This window comes from Microcystis aeruginosa FD4 (assembly GCF_009792235.1).
Taxonomy (GTDB): domain Bacteria; phylum Cyanobacteriota; class Cyanobacteriia; order Cyanobacteriales; family Microcystaceae; genus Microcystis; species Microcystis viridis.
The window spans coordinates 2,726,831-2,740,165 of sequence record NZ_CP046973.1 but is presented as its reverse complement, the minus strand read 5'-3'; the positions used below and the strand labels follow the sequence as shown (position 1 = coordinate 2,740,165).

Genomic DNA, 13,335 nt, shown 5'->3' with positions numbered 1-13,335 from the left:
GGTGGCTCCACAACAGATTAAGCTAGAGCTAGTAAATATAAATAGCGCCCTGTTGATTGAGGTTAAAGGTGGTATAACCAGGGGTACTCCCCGGAACTTTGGTGACAGTAATCGTGACTAAATTATCATCATTGACCTCTACGGCATAGATTAAACTAGAAGAATAGCGATCCGCAGCAGTATTAGCCCGATTAATCAGAATATATGCCGGAATTACGAAACCTCTTAGGGTTGTCTCCGTACCCGGAGATAATAATTGAGGAGAAGAATTAATATTGGCCGATAGGTCATAATTGAGATCAATATCGGTTTGATTGATGATTTTAATCTCCACGGGACGACTCATATTCACCCTAGCAACAGGCTGCCAAGGACCCGGTTGAAAGGTGGTAGCGGGGGGATTTTGAGCGGGTAAAGAGGGGGGAAAAACTAATCCCAGACTTAACACTAGGGAAAGAGTTAAAAAGCGATCGCATTTCATAGATAAATCCTGGTCTAGGGTTTTCATCCTATTTTAGGAAAGTATCTCCAGTGTTTTATACTTTAAAGTAGAAGCTTTTGAAATTGTCTATAGCAGTGAGTCAACAGCTATCAGGGGAATAGCCTCAGCTTTCCTGATTTTGCTCTATAAACAAGGCTCAATACACCTATTTTTCTCTAGAAGTTTCCCTAGTAACCCCTATCAACGGTTCACTTTAGGTTGAGATTGATTATATGCCGACCATCGACATATCGGGAGTATCCCACAGTTACGAGTTATTTTCGCCCCGAGCGGATAAACCGGTTTTAGTCTTTATACACGGTTGGCTGCTGAGTCGTCACTATTGGCAGCCTTTGGTAGATATTCTCTCCCCGGATTATCCCTGTCTAGTCTATGATCTTCGGGGCTTTGGCGACTCCCAAAAAATCACCTCTAACAGTCCTCCTAGCAGTTATAACCTTGAATCCTACTCCCAAGACGTTATTACCCTTCTTAACCGCTTAAACCTCGATGCTGCTTGGTTAGTTGGTCATTCCCTCGGTGGTAGTGTGGCTTTGTGGGCCGCGGATATCTGTCCTGACCGCATTAAAGGGGTAATCTGTATGAATGCTGGCGGTGGCATCTATCTAAAGGAGGAATTTGAGCGATTTCGGGAAGCCGGAAGACAGATTTTACAGAGAAGACCGCCTTGGTTGCCCCGTGTTCCCTTTATTGATCTTTTATTCTCGCGGATGATGGTCAAGCAAACCCTAAGTAAAAAATGGGGCAAACAGCGAGTGATTGATTTTGTCAGGGCCGATTACCAAGCGGCCCTGGGGTCACTCTTGGAAACCACCACTATCAGCGAAGTTCATCTTTTACCCCAGATTGTCTCCCGTCTCCCGCAACCGGTCTATTTTCTGGCGGGGAAAGAGGATACGATTATGGAAGTTAAGTACGTTAACCATCTGGCCAGTTTTCATACCTTGTTTGAAACTGGCAGCAACGTAATTGAGTTATCCGATTGTGGTCATTTTGCCATGCTCGAACAAACAGCAGCGGTCGCTCAAAAGATGATGGCTATTTTAAATCAGCATCGGGGTTAGGGGTTGGGGTATTGGGGATTTCAGTTATCAGCTATTAGATTGCAGTTTTTTCGATAAGATAAGGGACTTGTGTAGGAATAATATCCCAGCCAGACAATCGCTCTGTAGAAGAATCAGACCAGCCCTAAATGGTACATTATCAAAACGCAAGTCCTTACAATCATCAAAAATAGCAGCGGTTGCCCCCTAGTTCTATAATCAGATCACGGCTAATTTGATTGGCTATCGACCCTATTCATGTCTATCTCCCCACCCCGTTCGGGTTACACTTTACCGGTTTTTGCCTGTGCCAGTGCGATCGCATCTCTCCAGCATCTCCACGGCGAAAATGAGCTAAATTCCGTTACTTTTAATCTTTTAGAACCGCCAGAAGCCGTTACTATTGTCATCGAACAAGTTGCCCGACTTAACCCCGATGCTGCCCTAGCTATCACCCGCAGCGATCCGGGGGACAATTTAGATTTAACTAGAAATACCCCTATAGCGGTATTCGCTTGAGTGAGATACAGACCATCGTCTTGCCTAGACTGACTTATAGCTTGTTGCAGTATACCTCATTCGACTGCATACCGCTATAATTGCTGATTGTCGGTATTTCTGCATAAGTGAGATTCACTCCTGAGATTTCTGTCTTAGAATGGATCGATATCACCTTACCGCCGCAGGATTGCTGATGATGAAAAGAGGGTTTTGGTTTGTCGTCGGGTTAGTAGTAACGATAATTCTGCTTCCTTCCCTAGTTCTTTCTAATTCCATCGGTGAACAGGGAATTTATGCCGATCGCCTGCGGGCAGAACCCTATAATTTATTAGGACGAAAAATTGCCATCGGTCAAGTGGAAATCGGCCGACCGGCTCAGTTCGGTTATGATAAAGTGGCAGCTTGGCAGCCTCCCTATAAATTAGCTGGTGTTTTTTTTCGCGATCAAATTGCCAAACCCAACACCTATCTAGATAATCACGCCGCTATGGTGGCAACGGTGATGGTCAGTGATGATAAAAAAATCCCCGGAGTGGCCCCAAAAGCGAGATTATATTCGGGGGCGGTGGGTTCTTTGCGACGCGGCGGACAACCGGAAGAATGTCTTGCTAGTCAAAATATTGCCCGACAAAATAGCGGTGATGTGCGGGCGATTAACTTTAGTTTTGGGGAATCCTTGCAAAGAGATCAGCGACAGGAAGCAAAATTAGATGGTCAAGCTTTATTAACTCAATGTGTTGATTGGTCATCGCGAGTTGATGATGTTCTTTATGTAATTGCAGGTAATCAAGGTAAGGGAGGAATTCCGATTCCCACCGATCATTTTAACGGCATTACTACCGCTTATACAGCCAAAAGAGAAGGAAAATTCACTAAAGTTGATTTTGCTAATATTAGTGCTTTGCCAGTGGGTATTGGTCGCAGTTTAATTAAACGGGAAATTAATGATGGTTCCCGGCGGTCAATTAATTTAGTTGCCCCCGGCAATAAAATAGAGCTTTATGACCTCAAAGGTAAATTAAATACTGTTAGTGGCACCAGTTTCGCCGCCCCTCATATTACGGCATCGGTGGCACTTTTACAAGAATACGGCGATCAACAAATTAATCAAAAAAATCCCCATTGGAGTGTCGATTCTCGTCATCATCAAGTGATGAAGGCAGTGATGCTTAATGCTGCCGATAAAATTAAAGATACGGGTGATGGCTTACGGTTAGGTATGAGACGGACAGTCTTAACTAAAGACCAAAAAACTTGGTTAGAGTCCGATGCTTATAAAGACCCGAAAATTCCTTTAGATATGCAGATGGGGACGGGACATCTTAACACTTTTCGTGCCTACCAACAGTTTAGTAATGGTCAATGGTCAGCCACAGAATCTATTCCTGCTATTGGTTGGGATTACGGTACAGTTACCGCTAATAGTTATCAAGATTATGCCCTAGAGAAGCCATTAAAAGCTAATAGTTTTGTTTCGATAACTTTAGCTTGGGATCGTTTGGTAGAACTAATCGATACTAATCGCAATAATCTCTATGATCTCGATGAAAGTTTCCGAGATCGCGGACTGAATAATTTAGATGTTTATCTTTTACCCGCTCAAGAGGATAATAATACTAAATACACCTGTGCTTCCCTGAGTGATAGTGATAGTTTAGAGCATATTTTTTGTCCTGTACCCATCTCTGGAAACTATAAAATTCGGGTTCAATATCGTCAACAAGTTAATGAGAAAGAACAAGCTTTTGCTCTCGCTTGGTGGACAGTAACCGAATAATAAAAAGGCAGTTAATCGTACTATTAAAAACTGATTTGGTATAATTTAAATACTGACCAACCTCTGAGAGACACCTCGTTTTCTTTTCGGGATAACATCATCAGAGATTCCCCAATAGTTTGATGCCTGAGACATATTATATAGTAATAATTCGGCTGGCATTTTTTCTAAAATAACTCGGTTGAGATTGGCAGTATTGACGTTCATTGCTCTCATCACAGCATCACCAAGTTCTTTCGATAATAGCGGAATAACCGCATTACCAATCTCACGAAAACCATGCCATATTGTGCGGTGAAACTGAAACCAATCGGGGAATGTATGCAGTCTGGCAGCTTCTCGAACAGTAATACAACGGGGAATAGAATAGTGAATAGGTCTAGGAGCAGTATAAGCCCCTTTGTCACTATTTGTTCCGGCGCGGAGAGTATTGCATAATCCAGTGGGGGAAAGCTTTAAAAAGCGACTTTTTGGCTCCACTGTACCCGGTTCGGTTACGATAAATCTATCAATTGATTTTTGAGTATGAACTGAGCCTATATGTCCATAAATTTTTGTATCTACTGTTCTTTGATGGCAAAGTTTAAAAATATCCCTTGGCTGCACTGAATATTTTTTCCTCTTGCCACTATAATCTAATTTTGATGCGGGTATGCCTAAATCAGTATCGATAAAGGCCGGTATTAATTCTAAATCTGAGATGGCATCATAGACGCTGGTAAAAGCTGATTTTTCTCCTGACAAAATAGCAGGATATGTAGCCATTGTCACGTCTTTTCGACTACCAATTAAGATTAATCTTCTGCGCTTTTGAGGTGCGCCGTATTCACTAGCATCAAGGATTTTAATTGGTTGATCAATTTTATAGCCAATAGCTTCAAATTCAGAGATTAATTCCTCTAAAAATTGTTTATGTTTACCCGTAGCCATGCCGGGGACATTTTCAAAGATAAAATACTTGGGTTTAATTTCCTTGACAATTCGCAGATATTGAAATACTAGGGAATTTCTAGGATCATCTATTTGTCGTTTGCCAATAAGTGAAAAACCTTGACAGGGGGGACCACCAGCAATTAAACTAACATCGGTGGCATAGCCTTTTAGTTTTAATAAGTCTAATATTTCCCTACTGGTTACTTTGGCTATATCCCGGCAAATAGTTTGACAGTAAGGAAAATTAAAATGATGAACCAAGGAATGCACTGCATCAAATTCTACTGCTATAGCAATATCAAATCCTGCCGCTTCTAAACCAAGGGACATCCCACCACAGCCAGCAAATAAATCGATCGCAATTGGTCTATGTTTCACCTTGATAATTAGTTCTCTATTGTCTGCTTTTCATTATACTGTATTGTCGCAGTAAACCTTTGCGGTCAATGTAATGACTTCTTCTCTTTTGCCGATTATTCCTGCTGTTGACGATGTTTTGTTTAATTTTGCTCAATCTGATGGGTTTATCTCATCAGGTGGTGAACACTAGGAGAAACTGAGAAAACGGGTTTCTTTGAGAAACTCGTTTTCTTGCAATAAATGTTAATTTTTGTGATAGCACCCTTGAAAAATTGGGAATTGTTGGGCTAAAACTGTTAGCAATAAACCTTTCCAGTCAATGTCATGACTTCTACCCTTTTGCCGAGCCTTCCTGCTGTTGACGATGTTTTGTTCGATTTAGCTCAATCTGATGGATTTTGGGCGAATTTGGCAATAGCTGTAGGTTAAGGGGGTGAGGTCATAACAATCCGTTGCCAAAACCGACTTTTCAGAATACAATGGAGAAGAGTAGTCATTCATCGCTCCGATTAGTTAAGATGATATTACATGACTAATAATATTGACCATGATCGCTTATTTAAGGAGTTAATCTCCACCTTTTTTGTCGAATTTATCGAGTTATTTTTTCCTGAATTAATGGATTATTTAGATAGAGACTCGATTACTTTTTTAGACAAAGAAGTATTTACCGATGTCACGGAAGGAGAAAGGTATGAAAGCGATTTAGTCGCACAAGTTAAGTTTCGAGGAAAAGAATCTTTTTTTCTGATTCATGTAGAGGCGCAGGAAAGTTCTCGAAAGTGGTTTAACCGGCGAATGTTTACTTATTTTGCTCGCTTTCATGAGAAATTTGTCTTACCGATTTATCCGATTGTAATTTTTTCTTATTCAAAGCCAAAAAGAGAAGCGATTAGTCAATATGTAGTCGATTTTCCTGATTTAAAAGTCTTAGAATTTAATTATCAAGTAGTGCAGTTAAATCGATTAAATTGGCGAGATTTTCTCAATCAACCGAATCCGGTTGCTTCAGCTTTGATGGCGAAGATGAACATTGCTGAGAAAGAGCGAGCTAAGGTAAAAGCGGAATGTCTGCGCTTGTTAATTACTTTAAGGTTAGATGCGGCAAGAATGCAATTAATTTCCGGATTTATTGATACATATCTCAATCTAAATCCAGTGGAAGAGAGACAATTTCAAGAAGAGATTAGCACATTTAGTCAACCCGTACAGGAGGGAGTTATGCAAATTACCACCAGTTGGATGCGTCAAGGTATCGAACAAGGTATTGAACGGGAAAAGACATTGATTATTCGTCAACTTAAACGCAAGTTAGGGGAGATTAATCCTTCATTAGAAACTAAAATTATGGAGTTAAGTATTGATGATGTCGAAGCATTAGGAGAAGCTTTATTCGATTTCTCTACGGTTGAAGATTTAATCAATTGGTTAAATACTTTAACTGCCTAGCTTTGACGTTAGCGATCGCATCTTCGCAACAAATGAGAAAACGGGTTTCTTCGAGAAACTATTTAGAAACCCGTTTTCTTTGAGAAACCCGTTTTCTGGTAAATGTTAATTTTTGTGATAGCACCCTTGAAAAATTGGCGATTGTTGGGCTAAAACTGTTAGCAATAAACTTTTGCAGTTAATGTCATGACTTCTACCCTTTTGCCGAGCCTTCCTGCTGTTGACGATGTTTTGTTCGATTTAGCTCAATCTGATGGATTTTGGGCGAATTTGGCAATAGCTGTAGGTTAAGGGGGTGAGGTCATAACAATCCGTTGCCAAAACCGACTTTTCAGAATACAATGGAGAAGAGTAGTCATTCATCGCTCCGATTAGTTAAGATGATATTACATGACTAATAATATTGACCATGACCGCTTATTTAAGGAGTTAATCTCCACCTTTTTTGTCGAATTTATCGAGTTATTTTTTCCTGAATTAATGGATTATTTAGATAGGGACTCGATTACTTTTTTAGACAAAGAAGTATTTACCGATGTCACGGAAGGAGAAAGACATGAAAGCGATTTAGTCGCACAGGTTAAGTTTCGAGGAAAAGAATCTTTTTTTCTGATTCATGTAGAGGCGCAGGAAAGTTCGCGAAAGTGGTTTAATCGGCGAATGTTTACTTATTTTGCTCGCTTTCATGAGAAATTTGTCTTACCGATTTATCCCATTGTAATTTTTTCTTATTCAAAGCCAAAAAGAGAAGCGATTAGTCAATATGTAGTCGATTTTCCCGATTTTAAGGTATTAGAATTTAACTATCAAGTAGTGCAATTAAATCGATTAAATTGGCGAGATTTTCTCAATCAGTCGAATCCGGTTGCTTCAGCTTTGATGGCTAAGATGAACATTGCCGAGAAAGAGCGAGCCAAGGTAAAAGCGGAATGTCTGCGCTTGTTAATTACTTTAAGGTTAAATCCTGCGAAAATGCAATTAATTTCTGGATTTATTGATACTTATCTCAATCTAAATCCGGTCGAAGAGATACAATTTCAAGAAGAGATTAGCACATTTAGTCAACCCGTACAGGAGGGAGTTATGCAAATTACCACCAGTTGGATGCGTCAAGGTATTGAACAAGGTATTGAACAAGGTATTGAACAAGGTATTGAACGGGAAAAGACATTGATTCTTCGCCTACTTAAACGCAAGTTAGGGGAGATTAATCCTTCATTGGAAACTAAAATTATGGAGTTAAGTATTGATGATGTCGAAGTATTAGGAGAAGCTTTATTCGATTTCTCTAGGGTTGAAGATTTAATCACTTGGTTAAATACTTTATAATGCCTAGCTTTGACGTTAGCGATCGCATCTTCGCAACAAATGAGAAAACGGGTTTCTTCGAGAAACTATTTAGAAACCCGTTTTCTGGTAATAAATGTTAATTTCCGTTTTCTGCATTTAGAAAACGGGTTTCTTTGAGAAACTATTTAGAAAACGGGTTTCTTTGAGAAACCCGTTTTCTGGTAATATTAATTTCTGTTACAGGGGTCTTGAAAAATCGACACTTGTTGAGCTAAAACTGTTAGCAATAAACCTTTGCAGTTAATGTCATGACTTCTTCTCTTTTGCCGATTCTTCCTGCTGTTGACGATATTTTGTTTAATTTCGCTCAATCTGATGATTTTTGGGCTAATTTGGCAATCGCTTTTGGCACAAGTTATGATGTGGTTAAGGCAACAGAATTACGAAATCAGTGGCAAAGTCGCAATTTCAGTCAACTTCCCCCAATTGAGGTACTCAGTGGCGAAGTTTTAGGGACAGCGAAGGGTGCTTATGCGGTTAGCACTAATAAAATTTATCTATCAGAGTCTTTTTTGAATGTTGCTTCCTCAGAATCGCTAGTTAAGGTGATTTTAGAAGAAATTGGGCATTATGTGGATGCTCAAGTTAATAGGGTAGATACGGTGGGGGATGAGGGAGAATTATTTTCTCATCTGGTGAGAGGGGTTAATTTAACTGAGGCTGAGTTAACTTATATTCAAACAGAAGATGATCGTTCTGTTATTAATTTAGGGGGACAATTTATAGGGGTTGAACAAGCAGCACCAATTACTTTAATCGTCAATACTACTATAGATGAGAATGATGGAAGTGCCACTATTGGCACTGGTTTATCCTTGCGGGATGCTGTTACAATTGCTAACACAAGTCCTAATACTCCCTATATTATTAAGCTGAAATCAGGAACGACTTATGAATTGACTTATGTTAATAATACGACAACAGGCGATCGCAGTTTGGGGACGAAAGGTACGATTACCATTGAAGCTGATGGAACAGCACTAGCTTCTATTGTTAATAATGCTAGTCCTATCCCTAGGCAAAATGATAATAATAGAATTATAATTAACTCTAACGCTAGTCAACTTGGAGTTACATTAAATAATCTCTATATCAGCAATAAAGCAGGAAGAGGGATTTACAACTCTGGAACATTAACATTAACCAACAATACAATAACTGGTAATACGGCTAATTATTATGGAGGGGGAATTTTTAACGCTGGAAGTGCAACATTAACCAACAATACAATAACTGGTAATAAGGCTGTTTATGGAGGGGGAATTTCCAACGAGGGAACATTAACAATAAACAACAATACAATAACTGGTAATACGGCTAATTATGATGGAGGGGGAATTCGCAACGCTGGAAGTGCAACATTAACCAACAATACAATATCTGGTAATACGGCTAATGTAGGAGGGGGGATTGACAACGAATATGGTGGAACATTAACATTAACCAACAATACAATATCTGGTAATTCTGGAGGGGGAATTTCCCAGGGCACTGGAACATTAACATTAACCAACAATATAATATCTGGTAATACTGGTGATTATGTATGGGGAGGGGGGATTAGTAATGCTAATGGAACATTAACATTAACGAATAACATTATTACTGGCAATAGTGCCGGCTTAGGTGGTGGTATTTACAATCATTATACGGGTACATGGAGTTCAAATAGTATTATTAGTGGAAATACGGCGAACCGAGTTTGGTATGGAAACCCAGATGAACATCCAACTACAGACAAATACAGCTGGACAATTGGTGGTAAATTGATAGCAAATCCAATACATCCAACATATCCAAATATATTTGATGCTGGCACTTTTACCGCACTCCCACCCACTCCTAATCCTCCACCTAAACCAACGATATCAGTCAGTAATGCGTGGGTCGATATTCCCGCAGGGACTAATCAAACAAAAGTTCTTACATTCGAGGTTAAACTGTCCTCAACCTATGATAAACCCATAACCGTTGATTACTATACCCTTGATGGAAGTGCCAATTCAATAGACTCTACCCAATTAAAAGATTTTAACAATGTTGTCAAACAAACCCTCTCCTTTTTCCCAGGAGAAACCAGCAAACAAATAGAAATTACCGTTTTAGGAAGTGCGCCTCCTACCGACCAAACCTTTGAGATTTTGGCCAAAGATACCGCTTATCGTGATTGGACAGATACGGACAAAGGTAAAGAAGTAGATAAGAAATATGACTATAGTGACCTGGGTTACGAAGGCTATCGTATCAATAAAGTCTTCAAAGATTCTACCACAGGATTTGATGCTTTTGGTTTAACTTCTGATGAAAAGTTCTTTCTGGTTTTAGCCAATCCCCTTAATGCTAATGAATTTACATCCAATAGCAATAACTTACTGCAAGATATTGCCAACACTTCAGGCGGTAACAATACCGCCGCCTATACTGCTGGACAGAATCTAATCAACCAACTCACCAGCGCCAATCAATCCTATACCTTCACTAATGGCACAATTTATGACCTTGCTAAACCTCCTGTTTTAGCGATTCAGGGTACTCAAAGCCTCCAAGATCTATTAAGTGATGCAACCACCCAAGGAATTGGCTATGATCAATTTACTAACAATAAAGCCGCAGTCAATCAATGGCTTTCAGAAGTAACTAATCCTGTAAGCGGCTTGACTCTAAAACCTAATATTACAGGACATAGTTTAGGCGGTGCATTAAGTCAGTGGGTAGGAGGTAGTTATACAGGACAACTCGGAAAGATTGTTACTTTCAATAGTCCGGGTATTTCTCAACAACCCGGCATCAATTTAAATGCTACTAATAACTTAGGTGTAACCCATTACATAACTTCGGCTGATTTAATTAGCATGGCAGGTTCAAAATATCTGAGTGGAGTCTGGAACTTAGAAAAATATTCACAACTAAGATCTGCAATTACTCTTAAAAAACATTCAGTTCCCGTTTTAAATCAAACTATTACAAGAACTAATTTGTCAAAGCCGACAGATTTAATTCGGAAAGTTGCCAACGGAAATACCACTGATTTAAGTGATTACTGGTTTACATATTTGCCTGATGCTGATTATTCAGTCCTTCAACTTGCCGTCGCAAAAACACTCAATCCGCTTCTAGCGGCTGCTTTGGGATTTCGAGGAACAACCGAAAATGCGAGAAAGACCGCCGGAACCTTCAAAGACGCTTTCGATAATATTATCTCAACTTTAGAAACATTATCTACTATAGTACAAACATCATTACAAAAAGCCTATGATGCGATGCAATCATGGTTACCAGATGCGTATGATGCTATTATTCGAGTATCGAGGAAGACCTTAGAATTCATTTTTGGAACAGGAAATACTTCCTCTTCCAATCTAGCACTTCAGTCATTGAGTCAAACATCAAATGCAACTGCACAATCAACCGAAATCAACAATTTTTGGGATGCAGCTGCCTATTGGGTAGATGACGCTTGGCAAGCTACAACTAAATGGTCAGGAGATGCTTGGAAAAGTATTGATGAATGGACACCCCAAACTTGGCAAGCAACAACAACCTGGACAGCAGCCGATTGGAATAGACCATTCTTTACTATCTCAAATCCGACAATTGCAGAAAACAATTCAGGAACAAACAATCTGGTATTTAAAGTTACATTGTCAACCACAAGTACCCAAACAATTACCGTAAATTATGCCACTGCTAATAACACAGCAACAGCAGGAAGCGACTATATAGCTAAAACAGGGACTCTCACCTTTACCCCGGGACAAATCAGCCAAGATATTATTATTTCCGTCAATGGTGATACTGCAATTGAACCGAATGAGACTTTCTTGATTAACCTTTCTAATCCTAGCAATGCGCTGATTACAGATAATGAAGGATTAGGAACAATTACCAATGATGATGTCAGTGTCACCCCAATCGAAGCTTTCGGTAACACAAAATTAGTCCAAGACACGACTAACAAACTTTACACCCAAATTGGCAATAATAACCCCATCGCCATCAATATAAGTGGGACTCAGATTACCACAAATATCTATCCGGGTTGGCAAACTCTAGCAGCAGAAACCGTCAACGGAGTCAATCAAGTTTTGTGGAAATATAACGATGGTAATTATCTGCATCTGTGGAGTTTAGATAGTAACTGGAATTGGCAATCTTCCACCGGATGGTGGGGATTAAACTCATCGGAAGCTTTCACCCAAGAAACCAACTTCCAACAAGACTTTAACGGTGATGGAATCATCGGTCAACCCTACACCACAATCGAAACTTTCGGTAACACCAAATTAGTCCAAGACACAACTAACAAACTTTACGCTCAAATTGGCAATAATAACCCCACTGCCATCAATATAAGTGGGACTCAGATTACCACAAATACCTATTCAGGTTGGCAAACTCTAGCAGCAGAAACCGTCAACGGAGTCAATCAAGTTTTGTGGAAATATAACGATGGTAATTATCTGCATCTGTGGAGTTTAGATAGTAACTGGAATTGGCAATCTTCCACTGGATGGTGGGGATTAAACTCATCGGAAGCTTTTACTCAAGAAACCAACTTCCAACAAGATTTTAATAGCGATGGAGTCATTGGTCAACCCTTCACCCCAATCGAAACTTTCGGTAACACCAAATTAGTCAAAGACGCGACTAACAAACTTTACACCCAAATTGGCAATAATAACCCCATCGCCATTAAAATTGGTGCCACTCAGATTACCACAAATATCTATCCGGGTTGGCAAACTCTAGCAGCAGAAACCGTCAACGGAGTCAATCAAGTTTTGTGGAAATATAACGATGGTAATTATCTGCATCTGTGGACATTAGATAGTAATTGGAATTGGCAATCTTCCACTGGATGGTGGGGATTAAACTCATCGGAAGCTTTTACTCAAGAAACCAACTTCCAACAAGATTTTAATGGTGATAATCAGATTGGTAATCCCTTACCCAATATAGCTAGTAGTCTAGCAGTTTCTGCTAACGTCCCAGAACCCATTATCGGGTCATCAAACGATGATATTCTCACTGGTACTCTGGACAATGATATTCTAATTGGTGGCTTAGGTAAGGATACCATAACAGGGGGTGCAGGTAGCGATCAATTCACCTTTAACAACCGCAATGAAGGGATTGATACAATTACTGATTTTCTCTCCAGTCAGGGGGATAAAATTGCTCTCTCTGCTGCGGGTTTTGGCGGTGGTTTAGCCGCAGGAGTTGCGATTACAGCCGCTCAATTTGTATTAGGAACAACTGCATTAAATGCCAGCAATCGCTTAATTTATAATACAATCACTGGAGGACTATTCTTTGATGGGGACGGGACAGATACACTAGCAGCTATTCAAATTGCAACTCTTAGTTCTAAACCGAGTATTTCCGCCTCTGATATATTTGTATTAGTTTAAGGTTAATTC

At 39.7% G+C, this 13,335-nt stretch carries 7 protein-coding genes and 1 pseudogene; 6 read left to right on the top strand and 2 right to left on the bottom strand.

The genetic code is table 11. The annotated features are described in order from the left end of the window. Positions 1-28 precede the first annotated feature (28 nt). On the bottom strand, positions 29-481 hold the full coding sequence (locus GQR42_RS13935) for a hypothetical protein (protein ID WP_158202478.1): 453 nt from the start codon (positions 479-481) through the stop codon (positions 29-31). Positions 482-714: 233 nt separating this feature from the next. Between GQR42_RS13935 and GQR42_RS13930 the strand changes: the two genes are divergently transcribed. The 3 genes and pseudogenes from GQR42_RS13930 to GQR42_RS13920 all read left to right on the top strand — a co-directional run bounded on the left by GQR42_RS13930 (position 715) and on the right by GQR42_RS13920 (position 3,823). Continuing rightward, positions 715-1,566 carry an alpha/beta fold hydrolase gene (locus GQR42_RS13930; RefSeq protein ID WP_158200416.1) on the top strand — a complete coding sequence of 284 codons (852 nt, stop codon included), beginning with the start codon at positions 715-717 and terminating at the stop codon, positions 1,564-1,566. 237 nt (positions 1,567-1,803) lie between these two features. After that, a pseudogene (locus GQR42_RS13925) lies at positions 1,804-2,049 on the top strand (cobalt-precorrin-5B (C(1))-methyltransferase); the annotation flags it as partial. A gap of 154 nt (positions 2,050-2,203) precedes the next feature. Then, positions 2,204-3,823, top strand: a complete 1,620-nt coding sequence (locus GQR42_RS13920; protein ID WP_158200415.1) for a S8 family serine peptidase — start codon at positions 2,204-2,206, stop codon at positions 3,821-3,823. A 45-nt stretch (positions 3,824-3,868) separates the two neighbouring features. Here the strand turns inward: GQR42_RS13920 and GQR42_RS13915 are convergent, their stop codons facing one another. Continuing rightward, entirely contained in the window at positions 3,869-5,134 is a 1,266-nt protein-coding gene (locus GQR42_RS13915; protein WP_158200414.1) for a DNA cytosine methyltransferase, read from the bottom strand. A 510-nt stretch (positions 5,135-5,644) separates the two neighbouring features. On the opposite strand from GQR42_RS13915, the gene GQR42_RS13905 reads away from it, so the two are divergent. The 3 genes from GQR42_RS13905 (at position 5,645) to GQR42_RS13890 (ending at position 13,326) form a co-directional block, all read left to right on the top strand. After that, positions 5,645-6,565 (top strand): DUF4351 domain-containing protein, encoded by a 921-nt coding sequence (locus GQR42_RS13905; protein WP_158200413.1) that lies wholly within the window; start codon positions 5,645-5,647, stop codon positions 6,563-6,565. A 390-nt stretch (positions 6,566-6,955) separates the two neighbouring features. Continuing rightward, the gene (locus tag GQR42_RS13895; protein WP_158200412.1) at positions 6,956-7,894 is read left to right on the top strand and encodes a DUF4351 domain-containing protein; all 939 of its coding nucleotides are present in this window, start codon (positions 6,956-6,958) and stop codon (positions 7,892-7,894) included. A gap of 269 nt (positions 7,895-8,163) precedes the next feature. Next, positions 8,164-13,326, top strand: coding sequence for a Calx-beta domain-containing protein (locus GQR42_RS13890; protein ID WP_158200411.1), 5,163 nt, complete (start codon positions 8,164-8,166; stop codon positions 13,324-13,326). Positions 13,327-13,335 lie beyond the last annotated feature (9 nt).

Coding starts and splice junctions, on each gene's coding strand:
- GQR42_RS13935 (WP_158202478.1), bottom strand. CDS start 481: ATGAAATGCGATCGCTTTTTAACTCTTTCCCTAGTGTTAAGTCTGGGA.
- GQR42_RS13930 (WP_158200416.1), top strand. CDS start 715: ATGCCGACCATCGACATATCGGGAGTATCCCACAGTTACGAGTTATTT.
- GQR42_RS13920 (WP_158200415.1), top strand. CDS start 2,204: ATGGATCGATATCACCTTACCGCCGCAGGATTGCTGATGATGAAAAGA.
- GQR42_RS13905 (WP_158200413.1), top strand. CDS start 5,645: ATGACTAATAATATTGACCATGATCGCTTATTTAAGGAGTTAATCTCC.
- GQR42_RS13895 (WP_158200412.1), top strand. CDS start 6,956: ATGACTAATAATATTGACCATGACCGCTTATTTAAGGAGTTAATCTCC.
- GQR42_RS13890 (WP_158200411.1), top strand. CDS start 8,164: ATGACTTCTTCTCTTTTGCCGATTCTTCCTGCTGTTGACGATATTTTG.